Here is a 16,688-nt window from a genome sequence, read left to right on the forward strand (position 1 = left end):
AGCGGGGGCATACTCACGCCGCTGAGTGATGTCCGGAGACATTGACCCACCCGTGTTCACACTTTCCCGAAACCGTCCCGCGCCGCCGCCCGCCGATGTGCGGGGCAATGACTGGCGCTCGATCGCTGTCGCGCCGTTGGTCGTCTTCGAGCCGCTGCTGAGCTTGACGGTCGTCGTTCCCTACTACGAAGCGCCCCACGAATTGGGGCTCACACTGGCCGGACTTCAACGACAGACCTACCCGCGGGATCTCTTCGAAGTAATCGTCGTCGATGACGGCTCAGATCCCCCGCTGGATCTGTCTGCGCTCGATTTGCCTGGGCTCGACCTGAGTGGGCCGAACCCGCTGAACCTGCAGGTGATTCACCAGGAAGACCTCGGGTTCGGCTTGGCTCGGGCTCGCAACAACGGCGCACGAACTGCGAACGGTGACGTTCTCGTGTTTCTCGACTGCGACATGGTCCCCGAGGCTGACTGGCTCGCCTCGCACGCCAGATGGCACCACGCGGCGAGCGACCTGCTGACACTGGGTTTCCGCCACCACGTCGATGTCGACGGCATCGAGGCCGCTGATGTACGGGATCGAGCGGGATCGCTTGCCGATCTCTTCTCCGGACGCCCGGTGCAGAGTCCCGAGTGGATCGAGCGCCGGATGGAACAGACCGAGGACCTGGCATCGGATGCCGATGACGTCTTCCGTGTGGTCACCGGCGGGAACTTCGCTGTCTCGACGGATTTCTTCCGGACAGTCGGGGAGTTCGACGAGTCATTCACCCAGTGGGGCTCCGAGGACATCGAGTTCGGCTGGCGCGCCTACGCACTCGGAGCGGTTCTCGTGCCTGAGCGGTCTGCGCTCTGCTGGCATCAGGGCGAGGGAGCGGTGCTCAGCGAGACCGAAGCCGTCAGCCTCGAACAGCAACGCGACAAGCTCTCACACCTCATCCCCGACAGGCGGCTGCGCACTTCGGCGCCGGGACGGTCCTACACCGTCCCGCAGTTCGTAGTGACGGTGGAACCCGGCCACGCCGAAGAGCAAGACGTGCTCGCCACCGTCGAGCGGGTGCTCGCCAGCGACATCCATGATCTGGTTGTCTGGGTCTCGGAACGGCCAGGTGAGTCATTTGAGCGTCTGCGCCGGCTGCTTGACCCCGATCCGCGAGTCCGCGTGGGTGAACCCGGTGGAGCGGCTGACGCATACCCGTCCGCCGCGTTTCATGTACGAGTCCCCGCCGGTGCTGGCGTCCGTCCCAGAATGCTCGACCGATTGGCGAACCAGCTGGGGACCGCGGCGTCGGGCGAGTCGGATCTTGCTTCGGGCCATCGCGTCAGCATCACTCGGGGATGGGCAGTCCACCGTGCCCGCCGTTCCGGACGGTCAGTCTCCGAGGTCGGCGCAATCCTCGAACTTGATGTCGACAGCCTTGCGGTGACACAGGAGGCGAAGCCGCAGGGGTGGCTCGCTCGCAAGCTCCACGAGCCCGCCAAGCGGCTGCTGCGCGCACGTGCTCGTCTTGGGCGCCACTTGTCGACGTTGATGGCTGGCGTAGGACGCGTTCGGCGGCCACGGGATTTCGTTCGCTTCATGGGTGTCGTTGCTCGCGCCATCGGCTGGCGCCTGCGCAATCTCCGCTGGCGTCTGCGCAGTCTCCGCTGGATCGCACGAGGTATCCGCTGGAGAGCGCGACGGTTGAAGTGGGCATTTCGGCGGGCGCGCCGACAGTGGCCGCAGCGCATCAGGAAGGGTCTGCGCATCTGGCTGGGCCTTCAGCCCCGCAGTCAGCGCTATGTGCAGCGCCTTGCGCGCTATCCGCTCGGCGCCGAGATCGTCGTCGCGGGCCGCCAAGCCTCGTCGGTGTTCGCAGCCTCGGTGAGGGTGGCGACCCACGTCGGTGATGGCGGAGATCACCATGTCGATGTCGTGGTAGCCGACTCGGTGCGCGTGGGTGATGCGGCGCTTCGGAGTGCTTCGAGCGAGCGGCGCCCTGCGGTCGCTGTGCTTGCCGAAATGTCCCCGCAGGTGAAGGTCCAGGCCTTCAACCCAGAGGCCGTGAACCCGATCGGCTGGTCGGCTGACTGCGTGCCCGAGTCGGCGCCGGTGCGATCGCTGTTGTCCCTGGGCGGGAGTGCGATCTACAGCCTCCACATAGGCGGCGGACTTCTCGCAGACCTGCGCTCCCCGCACCATCTCACCGACACCGCCGGCGACCACCGAAACGCCGCGCAACGGGCCGGAGCGCTCGCTGCTCTGGCGGGCGCCGGGGTTGTCGTGCACATCGACGCGCCCGATCCCGAGCTCGCAGCGAGCCTCGGACCGACGCTGACTGGCCTGATGGCGTCAGTCGATGTCGTTGGCGCGGACAGTCACCGTCGCGAACAGCTCAGCATTGAAATGCGCCGTTGCGCGCTGCGTGACCACTCGCTGCGCGGCCGGGCGCGCCAGATCCTCTCCGCGGCAGGCATGGGTGTCCACTCACCCGAGGTGTCGATCCTCGCTCCGACGCGGCGGCCGGAACGGCTCGTCGATGTGATGACCGCAGTCAGCAGTCAGACCTACCCCCGCCTCGAGTTGGTGCTAGCGCTGCACGGCGACGGCTTCGGCAGTGACGCGGAGATCGAGGCCCTCGCAAGCGACCTTGGCCATTCGCTCCAGATCGTTCGAGTGGACGGTACTGAGCCGCTCGGAGGCGTGCTGCGAGCCGCAGCAGAGGCAGCGAGTGGATCCCTGGTTACCAAGATGGACGACGACGACTACTACGGCGCCGAGCACATTTGGGACTTGGTGCTTGCCCACGAATACTCGGGGGCGGAACTCATCGGGAAATCCGCCGAGTACGTCTATCTCGAACGGCTCGACAAGACTGTGCGGGACCAGCAGCGCCAGAAGTTCTCCGAGAGTTACATCCCGTTCATCGGCGTCTCGGGCGGCGTGCTTCTGATCGCCCGGCACCACCTGGAGGAAGCCGGCGGCTGGCGCAGAGTGCCCCGCCGAGTCGACATCGCGCTGGCCCACGACGTCACAGCCGCCGGAGGTCGCATCTACTGGACTCACGGCGCCGGCTACCTGCGTGTCCGCCACGGCTCGGAGCACACCTGGAACGTCGATGACAGCCATTTCCTGGGTCGCGCCAGCGAAGTCCGTGACGGCTGCGACTTCGCCTTCGCCGGTGTCACCACGACCTGACGGGGCCAGCGCGAAAAAGCGCATCCTGCGAGAATGGGCGCATGAGCGCATCCACCCTCGATTTCACTTACGACGAGGCCGCACTGAAGCGATACCTCGTCGAGGTCGCAGAGAACGGCTACTGCATCGTCGAGGGCGCCATTGAGCCCGAACTCGTCACCGAGATCCGCGACACCGTCGCCCGGGTAGAAGACGAGCTGAATCTCCAGCCGAAGGGGAACCGCATCGAGGGGTTCGCCACCAAGCGCATGTACAACCTGTTGGACAAGGACCGGGCGTTCTGGAAGCTGCCGACCCACCGCAACGTGCTGCCGTTCCCGCAGCGGCTGATGGAGCCGGGAGCGATCCTGTCGGGTACCACCTGCATGCACATCGGCCCAGGCGAGGTGCACCAAGGCCTGCATTCCGACGACGGTCTTGTCGATCAGATCGATGTACCGCGCCCGCGCCCTCCGTTCATGGTCACGACGATCTGGGCATTCACCGATTTCACCGACGGGAACGGCGCAACCCGTCTGGTTCCTGGATCGCACCGCTTCGACCACGAACCCCAGCCGGGCGAGAAGCCCTCCTACATCGCAGCTGAGATGCCTGCCGGCTCGGTCCTCATCGTGAACGGTGGCACCTGGCACTGCGGCGGCGCCAACACGTCCGCCGACGACTGGCGCCTCGGCATCAGCGTGCAGTACTGCCGGGGTTGGATGCGCCAGCAGCAGAACCAGTACTACAGCCTCTCTCCGGAAGACGTCCGTGACATGCCCGAAGAGCTCGCGGCGCTGTGCGGGTTCGGCCTTTACCGGGGAATCATGGGACACGTCGATGGGGCCAGCCCCGGCCGGTACCTCGGTGCCGACCGCCTCGCCGAGACTGCGTACGCAGCCCGGCTGAAGGCAATCGACAAAGGCGAGCAGGTCGGCGGCATCGGCACGGCAGAGCCGGCGGCCTAGCGCAATTCTGCGCAATTTTGCGGCTGTGGTCGGCATTCTTGCGCAAAGAACTCGCCGTATCGACAATCCGCGCAGAATTGCTGTCTTGGTCGGCATTTGTGCGCAAAGAATGCGCCGCTTCGCAAATCTGCGCCAATATGCGGCTGCGTTGGACGTTCGTGCGCCAAGAGGATGGTGCAGGACACAGCGGCAGGAGGGATGAGGGTCATGGAACTACGCGATCGAGTAGCGATCATCACCGGGGGAGGTGGCGGCATTGGCTCCGCGACGGCACGCCACTGGTTGGCACAAGGCGCCCGCCATGTCGTGGTCGCCGACCACAACGCCGAGGCCGCCCACGCTGTCGCAGACGAGCTGGGCTGCGAGGGAGTCGGGCTGGACGTCACTGACGAGGAGGCCGTCGCCGCACTGGTGGAGCGCACGCTCGAAGCTCACGGTCCGATCGACGTGTTCTTCTCCAATGCAGGAGCCGGCGCCGAGGGCGGAGTGGTCGCATCCAATGATGCGTGGCAGTCCCAGTGGGAGTTGCACGTCATGAGCCACGTGTACGCCGCACGGGCGGTGCTGCCGTCGATGCTGGCTCGGGGCGAGGGCTACCTCGTCCACACCGCGAGCGCGGCGGGTCTGCTCGCGGCCATGGGCTCGGCGCCGTATTCGGTCACCAAGGCGGCATGCATCAAGCTGGCCGAGATGGAGGCGATCCTCCACGGCGACGACGGCATCGGGGTGTCGGTGCTGTGCCCGCAGGGTGTGAACACAGCCATGGCGCCGCAGAGACTCGCCGACGGTGGCACCGACGGCATCGTCGAGCCCGAGTTCGTGGCGCAGGTCATCACCGAAGCGATGGCGCAGGAGCGTTTCCTGATCCTGTCGCACCCCGAGGCCCAGACCTACGTCGAGCGCAAGGCCTCCGATCCTGATCGCTGGTTGCGAGGGATGCGCAGGCTCCGTCAGCGTTCGCTGGGCCTCGAAGAAGGCGCCTGAGCTGGGCGCGAAGTCGCGCCTGGTCGGCTTCAGCGCGTAGAGAGGCCCGTGCCCTAGCTTTGCCGCCATGGCTGATTCCGATGTCAAGGCACTGACGGGCGGGCTCGAGCTGCCCGATTTCGAGACCACGGCGTTCACCACGCCGCCGCCGCTGGCCGATGCCACCGTGGCAATCGTGGCCTCGGCGTCGCTGCACCATCCCGACCAGGACGATTTCGCTCCAACTGACGTCGGCTACCGCGTGCTTGAGGCGGGCCGGCGTGACTACATGTGCGGCCACTGGAGCCCGAACTTCGACGCCACCGGCATCGCCCTCGACATCAACACCGTCTTTCCGATCGACCGCCTCGACGAGTTGGCGGCTGACGGCACCATCGGGCGGGTCTCCGACATCCACCTGTCCTATGCCGGCAACCAATTCGACCTGTCTGCGGTGCGGATGGACTCGGGGCCTGCGGGGGCGAAGTTCCTCCGTGAGCACGAGGTGGACGTCGTCCTGTTCACTCCCGTCTGACCGCTGTGCACGCGTACCGTGAGTACGCTCGCACACGTCTTTGAGGCAGAGGGACTGGCGACGATCACTCTGGGTTCGATCGGCGCCCACATCCAGGGCACCGCTCCGCCGCGAGGCCTCTGGTGCGACTTCCCGCTCGGTCGGCCGCTCGGCAAGCCCAACGATGCCGAGTTCCAGCATCGGGTGCTGGCACATGCGTTCAGCTTGCTGTCGTCACCCGAGCCGGTCGTCGAGAAGTTCTCCGAGACAATCGACGACGACGGCACCGAGACGATGTCGTGCACGCTGCCGCCCCGCCACGACCCAAACCTGCACGTCGCGGTCGATGAAGCCAATGGCCTGCGCCCCGCCTACGACCGTGCTGTCGCCAAGCTCGGCAACCGGGTCGGTGCCGGCCGGACGGTTGCCGCCGACGACATCGGATCAGCCGTACAGAGCTTTGTCGATGTCGCTTCGGGCACACCGTGGAAGGAGGCGGGCATTCCCGGCATTCCCGCACGCGTGGCACAGGACATCCGCGGCTACTACGAGACCGCGGCGCTGGCGCTCGCCGAGCATGCGCCGGCCGCGTGGGCCGGGACCCGCTGGTTCTTCGAGTCCACTGAAGCGGGACGCACGATCGTGGCCGCTCGGAAGGCCATGGCGGACAACGGCGAGAAGCACGGCATCTGGTTCTACATCACGCCTGGCGACATGTAGCGGTGGCCGCCGGGAGCGGCCACCCGCGAACGAGAATGCGCATCCTGTGACTGCGTCCAATGGCTCGCCGCCTGACGGCGCGAGCGTGCTCATTGGCCAGCCGTTCCACGGCTGGCGCGTGGCGTGGGCCGGATTCTGGGTGCTGTTCATCGTCTACGGCATCCAGTTCAGCTACGGCACGTTCGAGGGTGCCATCAGCGCCGACACCGGCTGGTCGGCGAGCTGGCTGCAGCTCGCATACGCCTCCTACATCCTCACCTACAGCGCCGTGAGCGCATGGAGTGGGCAGCTCACCGACCGCATCGGCCCGCGCCGGGTCATCGCCGGGGGCTCCGTGCTGCTGGCAGCGGGCTATTTGGTGTTGTCATCCGCGGGAAACCTCGTCATGGTGTTCGTCGGCCTTGCCGTGATTGCGCCGCTCGGGATGTCATCGTCGTGGGTTCCTGCGAACGCCACCGTCGTCCGCTGGTTTGTCGCCCGGCGTGGTTTGGCTACGGGCATCGTCGGCTCCGGCGGGAGTGCCGGCGGCATCGTCGCGCCCCCGATCGCCGCGTGGCTCGTCGAGCAGTACGGATGGCGGATCGCGATTGCGGTGATGGCCGTGACGGGCGGTGTGCTCATGGCCGCCACCGCAATGTTGTTCGTGCGCGACCCGGAGTCGATCGGCCAACGACCCGACGGGGGCACACCCGATCCTGATGACCGACCGCTAGCGCCTTCTCTGGTCGCGTCGCAGCCGGCGGCGTACGTCGTGGAAGCAGTCCAGAGCGACGCTTCAGCGACTGAAGACCCCACAGCCGCGTGGACCGCCCACCAGGCGTGGCGCAACTCGGTGTTCTGGCGCATCTTCGGGATGTTCGCTCTGACGTTCGTGGTGGTGTTCGTGCCATTCGCACATGGCGTCCAGTACGCCCGGAGCCTCGGATTCTCACCGCTGTTGGCTGCGGGAGTCATCAGCTCCATCGGCGTCGGCGGGCTCGTGGGCAGAATTGTGACCGGCCCGCTGTCCGACCACATCGACCGTCGCCGTGCCGTGATGCTGGCCCTGGCGGTGGAGACGCTGTCGTTCGTCGGCATCGCCGTCTCCGACGGGCTGGTGTTGCTCTACGCCTCGTCGATCGCCTTCGGCCTGTCCTATGGCGGGAGCGTGGCTGTCTTCCCAGCGCTGGTCGCGGACTACTTCGGTCGTACCCATGCCGGCGCGATCGTGGGACGTTTCTTCGCCACAGCGGGGTCGTTCGCGGCAGTTGGTCCGTACGTCGCACAGCTATTGCTCGGAGCCACCGGCGGCTACGGCTGGACCTTTTCGTTCGCGGCTGTGGCGAATGCGTGCGCGCTCGGCCTGGCGTTCACGCTCCCACGACCGGTATTGCTGCCCAAGAAGCCGGGGGGATAGGTCACGGCTCGGGGAACGACTCCCACGCATCGTCAAGAACATGAGCGCCCTCGTTCAGCAGGCAGGAAATCAGGCTGACGGGTAGCCTCCGCAAAGAGCCGCTCCGGCCGATCAGGGGGATTCGATGGCACTCGCAGACTTCAAGCTGGAGGACCGTTTCGACCGCGCCGAGGGCGATGTCGCGATGTCTGGCGTCCAGGCGTTGCTGCGTGTGCTGCTCGACCAGTTGCGTGCCGACCGCCGCGACGGGATGAACAACGCTGCGATGGTCTCGGGCTATCGGGGTTCGCCGCTCGGAGGCATCGACAGCCTCATGCTCGGCAACGCCGAAGAGCTGGCCGAGAACAACATCACGTTCCAGCCCGGCCTCAACGAGGATCTCGGCGCCACTGTGGTGTGGGGCAGCCAGCTCGCGAACCGCAACTTCGAGGGCAGCTACGACGGCGTGCTGGGCATGTGGTACGGCAAGGCGCCCGGCGTCGACCGGTCCGGTGACGCCATCCGTCATGCCAACGTCTGCGGCGTCGACCCCAAGGGCGGCGTGCTGCTCGTGGCAGGCGACGATCCGGCGTCGAAATCGTCCACTCTGGCTTCGGAATCCGAGCCGGTGCTCATCCACTACCAGACGCCGATCCTGTACCCCGGCTCGGTCCAGGAGGTCCTCGACTACGGACGCTGGGGCTACGAGCTTTCCCGATACTCGGGCTTCTGGTCCGCGCTCAAGATCGTCACCAACGTCGCCGACGGGTACTCGACCGTCGAAGTCGGCCCCGGTCGGGTCAGCGCGACACGCCCTGCCTTCGACTGGGACGGCAAGCCGTGGGCCCACACCCAGCAAGATTCACTGTTCGGTCCGAATGCCGTACGGATGGAGCTCGAGATTCACGAGGGCCGCATGGTTGCGGTCGACAAGTTCGTGGCGGAGAACAAGCTCAACCGCCAGACGGTCACCAGCCCGAACGCCAAGGTGGGCCTGATCGCAGCAGGCAAGACGTACTACGACCTGCGCGAGGCGCTTGACCGCATGGGGCTGAGCGGGGCTGAGCTCTCTCGCCGTGGCATCCGGATCCTCAAGCCGGCTGTTGTCTGGCCCTTCGAGCCCACCAGCCTGCGGGAGTTCGCTCGTGGTCTCGATGTGATCGTCGTGGTCGAGGAGAAGCGGTCGATCATCGAGTCGCTGGCGCGCGAGCTTCTCTACGGCATGCCCGATGCCCCCCGAATTCTGGGCAAGCGCGACGCACAGGACCAGTTCTGGTTCCCGGGTCACGGCGAGATGGACGCCGACCTGATTGCCCGCAAAGTCCGGCCGTTCCTGGTGGACCGATTCGGCACCGACGGCATCGGCCCGGCCGTGCCAGAGCGCATCACCATCCCGCTGGCTGTCACGACCAAAGACGGTGCAAAGGCTGCGGGCCGCACACCGGGTTTCTGCTCGGGCTGCCCGCACAACCGCTCGACTTGGGTGCCTGATGGCTCTGAGGCCGGCGGCGGCATCGGCTGCCACGGCATGGCAGCGATGACCCCGACCCGCAACGTGCGCGGTACCACCCAGATGGGCGGCGAGGGCGTGCAGTGGGTCGGCGCGGCGCCGTTCGTGACGATGGAGCACCGCTTCCAGAACATCGGCGACGGAACGTTCCACCATTCGGGCTCATTGGCGGTCCGCCAAGCGATCGCAGCCGGCACCAACATCACCTACAAGATCCTCTACAACGCGGCGGTTGCAATGACCGGCGGCCAGGACGTGGACGGCGGCATGGAGGTGCCGGCCCTGACCCGCTCGCTGCACGCCGAGGGCGCGACCAAGGTGATGGTCGTCGCCGACGATCCCGGCAAGTACCCAGCCGACGCTCAGTTCGCACCCGACACCGACGTCTGGCACCGCGACCGGCTCGACGAGGCACAGCGGCTGCTGCGTGACATCGAGGGCTGCACCGTGCTCATCTACGACCAGGCGTGCGCGGCCGAACTCCGGCGTGATCGCAAGCGCGGCAAGGTGGCCGAGCCCAAGATGCGGGTGTTCATCAACGAAGCAGTCTGTGAAGGCTGTGGCGATTGCGGCGAGAAGTCGAGCTGCCTCAGCGTGCAGCCCGTCGAGACCGAGTTCGGTCGCAAGACCGCGATTCACCAGTCCTCGTGCAACATGGACTTCACCTGCCTCGACGGCGACTGCCCGGCGTTCATCGAGGTGGTGCCCGGCGGCAAGGTGCCCACGAAGGCAACTGCGGCCGTGGACGAAATCGGCGACGACTTGCCTGAACCCGAGCGGCTCGACGAGGGCAACATCTTGATGATGGGCATCGGCGGCACCGGCGTGGTGACGGTGAACCAGATGCTCGCCACAGCGGTGCTGCTCGACGGAAAACAGGCCAATGGGCTCGACCAGACCGGACTCGCCCAGAAGGGCGGCCCGGTGGTGTCGAACCTGAAGGTCCGCCGCCTCGGCAGCACACCCACCGAGGAGGGCGATGCCGGGGAGGCCAACAAGGTCGGGACCGGCGAGGCCGACGCCTACATCGTGTTCGACCTGCTGTCAGGCACCAACCCGGTCAACCTCGAGAAGGCTCAGGCAGGCCGCACGGTCGCGCTGGTGTCGTCGTCAAAGGTCCCGACCAGCGCGATGGTGCGTGACACCTCCGCCGAGTTCCCCGAGTGGACGGAGTTCCAGCGCTCCATCGACGACGCCACTACGCCGGAGCGCAACATCTACTTCGACGCTGGCACGCTGTCGGACAACCTGTTCCGCTCGCACATGCCGGCCAATGTGCTGGTCCTCGGCGCCGCCTACCAGTCGGGCGTGGTGCCGATCAGCGCTTCGGCGATCGAGCGGGCCATCGAGCTCAACGGTGTCGCTGTCGAGATGAACACCCAGGCGTTCCGCATCGGCCGCAAGATCGTGCTCGACCCGGACTTCACCGAGACGCTGCACGTCGACCGAGTCGGCCGGGTGAAGCGAGACACCGGTCTTTCCAAGCGGGGGCAGAAGCTCATCGACTCGGTGCCCGATCAGTCAGAAGAGCTGGCTCGGCTGCTGCGCATCCGCGTGCCGGACCTCGTTGGGTACCAGAGCGTCGACTATGCGGCCGCTTACGCGGAGTTTGTGGCCGAGGTGCGCGAGGCCGAGGCTGCTGCGGGTGACGAGACGGCCCTCAGCGAGGCCGTGGCGAGGTACCTGTACAAGCTGATGGCGTACAAGGACGAGTACGAGGTTGCTCGCCTGCACCGCAGCAAGGCGTTTCAGCAGGCAGTGCGTGACCAGTTCGGCGATAAGACGGAGGTCACCTACAAGCTGCACCCGCCGATCATGCGGCGCATGGGGGTCAAGAAGAAAATCGGCCTCGGCCGTTCGGGCGATGCAGCGTTCGCCGTGCTGTCCCGGATGAAGGGCCTGCGGGGCGGCGCGCTGGACATCTTCGGCAAGACGGCTCACCGTCGCATGGAGCGCGAACTCATTGACGAGTACCGCGGGATGATCTCCCGGGCGCTCGACACGCTGGCCAGCGGCGATGACGCTGCCTACTCCCGTGCGGTCGAGATCGCCGAATTGCCGGACATGATCCGCGGCTACGAGGACATCAAAGAGGCCAACGTCGAGAGCTTCCGGGCCCGCGCCGCCGAACTCGGCGCCTGACCCGCACCGGCGTCGGCTCGTCGAACCGGCCATTTGGGTTCTACAGCCAGCGGATCCAGGTGTCGCTCTCAGCCGGAGGCGCGGCGAGAAAAGTGCGCAGTGCTTCGATGAGAGTGTTTGGATAGGCGACCGATCCGCGGGGGAAACGCGAACGGTTGGTGATGATGAGGCCATAGTGGGGCTTGCCTTCGACGCTGCCCAGATTCGCGAGTCTGATGAAGCCGCCGCTGTCCTCGGTGACGATCACCCTGCCGGTTTCGATGGCGAATTCGGACAATTCAGTGTCTGGCCTACCGCGCAGTGTGCTCTCCGCAGCGACGGCGATGGCATCCCAACCCTGGGACCGCAGGGCGTCGGCCACTCGCGGCGAGTGCATCTCGTCAAGAAGCAGCTTCACGTTGGCGCAGCGCTCAAGCGCTGAGAAGTGCTTGCTGGCGCCGCCAAGCTGCTTCGGCCTCTTCGGCGAACCGCTGTCGGTCCGCTATGTCGGTATCGATCTCGGCCGTGTGGTCGGCGTAGTAGGCGAGCGCGGCGTCAACCTGCGTCAACCTCAGGTTCATGAGTTCTGCGGTCCTGACGCGGCGCTGCTCAGCCGGCACGTCGCCGCCCACCATCGCATCGATGACCCATACGATCTGAGGACCACCGACCAACGCGGGGCGTCGGCCAGAGGCGTAGTCCCGGAACTCGATCAGTGGATGGGCATCCATTCTCAGTCCTTCGTCGATCAGGCGCTGTGCAAGCGTAGATATCGAGAGCCCGCGTCGGCGAGCGATTTTCTTGAGTCGCTGATAGAGCGGCGTGTCAGCGAACCTGATCGAGACAACCGGCATGACGACAATGTAGTTGTCAGTCGTCACACGCCAGATACACCAATGCCCTGGAGCAGAATGCGAAGAAGTCTGCCTGCGCGGCGGTGTCGACCCAAGGCGACTGGGGACCCGTTCGACCGGGTGGGGCGCGGGAGCGTGCCGATCTGTTGGCATCAGCGGCAGCGGTACGATCCGAACTGGTGCCGCGAGCCACTCGAGACTGTGAGCGGTGCGCATGGGGGCAATCTGATGGCAGCGAACCGTCCTGAGGGACACTCGCCGAGCGCTCCGGCGTGGTGCGTCGTCGACTTCCCCGAGGTGACCGTCTATTCGATGATCTTCTCGAAGGGTCCGGACAATGACGACACGCTGGCCGATTTGCAGTCGGCGCTGACCGAGGGCGACCATCGGCCCGATCACGTCGAGCGGGCCCGCATCGTGAACTTCACCGACGAGGGTGACGACGCGGCGGAAGCCCAGGGCGACGTGGAGACGATCTTCATGACGTACTGGGTGAATCCCGAGGCCTACGAGCGCTGGCGGCAGGGCTGCGATGTGCTGGAACGAGCTGGGGTCTATTGCGAGACGGCCGTCATTCCGGCAGAGCGCTGGGAGACCATTGCCGGGACCAAGCGGCCGCTGCCGGGGGTGCGGAACCTGACCTCGGTGGACATCACCGAGGTGCACGAGTACTGGGGCGCTGCGCGGGACCGCATGGCGGCCAGCGCTGATGATCCCTTCAAGTCGGCTCCCGGCTCGCCGCTGCCGGCCAACTTGTGCCTCATCCGCTCAGGCCAGAAGTGGGACGACTGCCCCGACGACGAGCGAGAGCTGTACTTCACCGACATCGAGCCGAAGCTGCGGGCCGGCATCGACTTCCTGGCCCGCAACCCCGATACCGGCTGCATCTCCAGCCGGTTCCTGCGGGAGCAGACCATCGACGGCGACGATCTGGAGTCCACGAGCTTCGTGGGCTGGTTCGAAGACCTGGCGTCGCTTGAGGCGTGGTCCCGGTCGCACTCCACGCACCTGGCCATCTTCCACTCGTTCCTCGCGACGGTCCAGATGCTGGGACGCCCGCCGAAGCTGCGTCTGTGGCACGAGGTTTCGGTGCTGCCCGATGGCGGGGTCGAGCTTGTGCGACCCGAGCTGTCGCCGCTTGCCGAGCTGTCGCCGCTTGCCGAGCTGACTAGCTGAACCCGCCGACCTTCCGACCCTGCAACCGGGCACGGGGGCGTTGGGCTCCATAGGCTTTCGCACCGATGGCTGCAGACGGCCCAATGGCCTCGGGCGTGCCGGACCCGCTTGACGGGCTCGACATCGCCCCATCGGTACTGGAGTTGATAGGCCGCACTCCGATGGTCCGGCTCGGCCGGGTCGCGCCGAACATCATGACGCCGGTTGTGGCGAAGCTCGAGACCACCAACCCCGGCGGATCGGTCAAGGACCGTGCTGCGGTCGCCATGATTGACGCGGCCGAGGCTGATGGGACGCTGCAGCCGGGCGACATCATCGTTGAGCCCACCTCGGGAAACACCGGCGTGGGATTGGCTGTGGTTGCGGCCCAGCGCCGTTATCGATGCATCTTTGTCTGCACCGACAAGGTGGCACCGGAGAAGGTGGCGCTGTTGCAGGCCTATGGCGCTGAGGTGGTGGTGTGTCCGATCGCCGTTGCGCCGGAAGACCCTCGTTCGTACTACTCCACTGCGGCGAGGCTTCGATCCGAGACGCCCGGGGCCTTCTCGCCGGATCAATATTCCAACCAGAACAATCCGCGCGCCCACTACGAGACCACCGGACCTGAGATCTGGGACCAGACTGGCGGGCGGGTCACCCACTTCGTGGCCGGTGCTGGCACGGGCGGCACGGTCAGCGGCGTCGGGCGTTACCTCAAGGAACAGAATCCGGCGATTCAGGTCGTCGTGGCCGATCCGCCACAGTCGGTGTACGCAGGCGGCGACGGCAGCACCTATCTCGTCGAGGGGATCGGCGAGGACTTCTGGCCGACCACCTACGACGCCAGCATCGTCGACCGGGTGATTCCCGTCACTGACGCCGAGTCATTCGCCATGGCGCGCCACGTCACCCGCACCGAAGGTCTGCTCATCGGCGGCTCCGGAGGCACCGCGATCACGGGTGCTGTACGGGTCGCCGCCGAGTTGGACGCGGCCGGCCGGGCGGCAGATTCCCTCGTGGTGACCCTCATTCCCGATTCCGGTCGCGGCTATCTCAGCCGGGTCTTCGACGACGAATGGCTGGCGGAACGGGGACTGCCGGTCGACGGCCCACTGCCCGCGTCTGCGGGCGATTGCACGGAGCCTGGGTAGTGCTGGGCGGCGATCCGCAGCTGTCTGGCTTCGAAGACCCAGACGACTACGGCTTTGAGACGCGCGCCATTCGAGCTGGCCAGCCTCACGACCCCTACACCGGAGCGGTGGTCACGCCCATCTCGCTGGCAACCACCTTTGCCCAGGAGGCCGTCGGGCAGCCTCGCCACGGTTACGAGTACGGCCGCACCGGGAACCCGACACGGCACGCCTACCAGGTATGTGTGGCGTCGCTCGAGGGCGCGCAGCACGGCTTCGCGTTCGCCAGCGGTCTCGCGGCCGAGGATGCACTGCTTCGAGTCCTGCGCCCAGGGGACAGCCTGCTGCTGGGCGACGACGCCTACGGCGGCACCTTGCGGCTCATCGACAAGGTGTTCGGCAATGCCGGTGTCACCTTCGCTGCCGCCGATCTCACCGCTCCCGACAAGATCCGAGATGCTTGGACGCCACAGACGCGCATGGTGTGGCTGGAGACGCCGACCAATCCCTTGCTCACGGTGTTCGACATCGAAGCCATCTGCGCCGTCACCCACGACTTGGGCGGCATCGTCGTGGTGGACAACACGTTCGCTACGCCGTACCTGCAACAGCCCCTCGCACTTGGTGCGGATGCCGTGGTGCACTCAGCCACCAAATACCTCGGCGGCCACAGCGACGTCGTGGGCGGTTTCGTAGCCACCAACGACGACGCCATGGCCGAACACCTCGTGTTCACCCAGAACGCGGTCGGGGCCGTGCCGAGCCCCTTTGACTGCTACCTGACGCTGCGAGGCGTCAAGACGCTCGGAGTGCGAATGGACCGCCACTGCGCGAGCGCAGAGGCAGTGGTCGACCTGCTCGCCGGACACCCGGCGGTGCGCTCCGTGCTGTATCCGGGTCTCGACGACCACACCGGCCATGACATCGCGAGCCGGCAGATGAGCGGCTTTGGCGGCATGGTGTCGTTCCGGATGCACGGCGGTCGGGCTGCCGCAGAGCAGGTCGTGGCCGCGACCAAAGTGTTCACGCTTGCCGAATCGCTGGGCGCGGTGGAGTCGCTGATCGAGCATCCCGGTGCAATGACACATGCATCCGCCGCGGGCTCGGCACTTCGGCACTTGAGGTGCCGGACGACCTCGTTCGCCTGTCCGTCGGTCTCGAGACCATCTCGGACTTGTTGGACGACCTCGGTGCAGCCCTCGACGTTGCGTCGAACGTTGCCGCCTGAGCAGGCGGGTCGCCAGACGCTCCAGCCTCAGCTCAGAACCCCCGTGTGTGCGGGGTGTCTCCGCAATGATGTGCGACTCGGCTGGTTCGGCTTCAATACCGGTTCGGCCCTGGCGGCCAACGGCGAGGCCGCGTACCAGCTGAGCTAGTTGCCATTGCGCGACGTTCGAGCACTGCTCGCGCAACGCGGCCGGTCCTCACGCCGACGACGGCTCCGTGGGGGATAGCTTGCCGCCGTGACCCCAACTGAAGATGATCTTGCGGCCTCTGATACTGAGGTCAGGCAGTTTGAGCAGCAGCGGTGGCAGCGCCCGCCGGGTGCTACCGAGATCCTGCTGGTGCGTCACGGTGCGTCCCAAGCGTTCGTGCCCGGCGAGCCTTTCCCCATGCTGGGCGCTCAGGGCAACCCTGCGCTCGCCCCCCAGGGGCATGTACAGGCGGCGGCAGTAGCCCGCCGGCTGGCTTCCGAGCCGATCGACGCGCTGTTCGTGTCGTCGTTGCGGCGCACGCAGCAGACCTTCGAGCCCCTCGCAGAGCGACTGGGTCTGACGCCAGCGATCGAGCCCGACCTGCGCGAGGTGGCGCTGGGAGAGTGGGACGGCGGGAGGATCCGGCAGTTCGCTGCAGAGAATCACCCCCTCTATGTGCAGTTGCACATCGAGCGCCGCTGGGATGTCATTCCCGGAGCCGAGACCAACGAGCAGCTCATCGGCCGGTGCATGGGTGCCCTTGAACGCATCGCCGAAGCGCACCCCGATCAACTGATCGCTGCCTGCGTGCACGGCGGAGTCATCGGGGCCGTATTGGCGCACATCGTCGGGTCCACGCCGTTCTCGTTCGGCGGCTCCGACAACTGCTCGATCACCCAGGTGGTGCGCTGCGACGGCGAATGGGTGCTGCGCCGTTTCAACGACTGCTCACACCTCGACGATTACCTGCACCACGGCTGAGCCCCGGCCCGGCGCACATCGTTCGGCCGCGGCACCGCTTT

The 16,688-nt window shown here is 66.5% G+C and carries 11 protein-coding genes and 2 pseudogenes; 11 read left to right on the top strand and 2 right to left on the bottom strand.

Features of this window, described 5'->3' with window-relative positions:
• Positions 1-52: 52 nt before the first annotated feature.
• From ACOOHB_RS20395 to ACOOHB_RS20425, 7 genes and pseudogenes are all read left to right on the top strand, one after another.
• On the top strand, positions 53-3,181 hold the full coding sequence (locus ACOOHB_RS20395; RefSeq protein WP_420446611.1) for a glycosyltransferase: 3,129 nt from the start codon (positions 53-55) through the stop codon (positions 3,179-3,181).
• A 41-nt stretch (positions 3,182-3,222) separates the two neighbouring features.
• Positions 3,223-4,128 (top strand): phytanoyl-CoA dioxygenase family protein, encoded by a 906-nt coding sequence (locus ACOOHB_RS20400; RefSeq protein ID WP_420446612.1) that lies wholly within the window; start codon positions 3,223-3,225, stop codon positions 4,126-4,128.
• A 207-nt stretch (positions 4,129-4,335) separates the two neighbouring features.
• Entirely contained in the window at positions 4,336-5,112 is a 777-nt protein-coding gene (locus ACOOHB_RS20405) for an SDR family NAD(P)-dependent oxidoreductase (RefSeq protein WP_420446613.1), read from the top strand.
• A gap of 67 nt (positions 5,113-5,179) precedes the next feature.
• Positions 5,180-5,626, top strand: coding sequence for a hypothetical protein (locus ACOOHB_RS20410; RefSeq protein WP_420446614.1), 447 nt, complete (start codon positions 5,180-5,182; stop codon positions 5,624-5,626).
• Positions 5,627-5,644: 18 nt separating this feature from the next.
• Positions 5,645-6,325 carry a hypothetical protein gene (locus ACOOHB_RS20415; RefSeq protein ID WP_420446615.1) on the top strand — a complete coding sequence of 227 codons (681 nt, stop codon included), beginning with the start codon at positions 5,645-5,647 and terminating at the stop codon, positions 6,323-6,325.
• Between the two features lie 46 nt (positions 6,326-6,371).
• Positions 6,372-7,721, top strand: a complete 1,350-nt coding sequence (locus tag ACOOHB_RS20420; protein ID WP_420446616.1) for an MFS transporter — start codon at positions 6,372-6,374, stop codon at positions 7,719-7,721.
• A 112-nt stretch (positions 7,722-7,833) separates the two neighbouring features.
• A pseudogene (locus ACOOHB_RS20425) lies at positions 7,834-11,352 on the top strand (indolepyruvate ferredoxin oxidoreductase family protein); the annotation flags it as partial.
• Positions 11,353-11,392: 40 nt separating this feature from the next.
• Here the strand turns inward: ACOOHB_RS20425 and ACOOHB_RS20430 are convergent.
• Both ACOOHB_RS20430 and ACOOHB_RS20435 read right to left on the bottom strand, forming a co-directional pair.
• Positions 11,393-11,749, bottom strand: coding sequence for a DUF5615 family PIN-like protein (locus tag ACOOHB_RS20430; RefSeq protein ID WP_420446617.1), 357 nt, complete (start codon positions 11,747-11,749; stop codon positions 11,393-11,395).
• A 13-nt stretch (positions 11,750-11,762) separates the two neighbouring features.
• Positions 11,763-12,185: a CopG family transcriptional regulator gene (locus ACOOHB_RS20435; RefSeq protein ID WP_420446618.1), complete on the bottom strand. Its 423-nt coding sequence runs from the start codon at positions 12,183-12,185 to the stop codon at positions 11,763-11,765.
• Positions 12,186-12,413: 228 nt separating this feature from the next.
• Here ACOOHB_RS20435 and ACOOHB_RS20440 point away from each other — a divergent pair, with 228 nt between their 5' ends.
• From ACOOHB_RS20440 to ACOOHB_RS20455, 4 genes and pseudogenes are all read left to right on the top strand, one after another.
• Entirely contained in the window at positions 12,414-13,361 is a 948-nt protein-coding gene (locus ACOOHB_RS20440) for a phenylacetaldoxime dehydratase family protein (protein WP_420446619.1), read from the top strand.
• A 65-nt stretch (positions 13,362-13,426) separates the two neighbouring features.
• Positions 13,427-14,491 carry a PLP-dependent cysteine synthase family protein gene (locus ACOOHB_RS20445; RefSeq protein WP_420446620.1) on the top strand — a complete coding sequence of 355 codons (1,065 nt, stop codon included), beginning with the start codon at positions 13,427-13,429 and terminating at the stop codon, positions 14,489-14,491.
• A 20-nt stretch (positions 14,492-14,511) separates the two neighbouring features.
• A pseudogene (locus ACOOHB_RS20450) lies at positions 14,512-15,698 on the top strand (cystathionine gamma-synthase).
• A gap of 235 nt (positions 15,699-15,933) precedes the next feature.
• Positions 15,934-16,647, top strand: coding sequence for a histidine phosphatase family protein (locus ACOOHB_RS20455; RefSeq protein ID WP_420446621.1), 714 nt, complete (start codon positions 15,934-15,936; stop codon positions 16,645-16,647).
• The last annotated feature ends 41 nt before the right edge of the window (positions 16,648-16,688 follow it).

Origin of the sequence: Candidatus Poriferisodalis sp. (assembly GCF_965215815.1) — a bacterium.
Taxonomy (GTDB): Bacteria; Actinomycetota; Acidimicrobiia; order Acidimicrobiales; family Poriferisodalaceae; genus Poriferisodalis.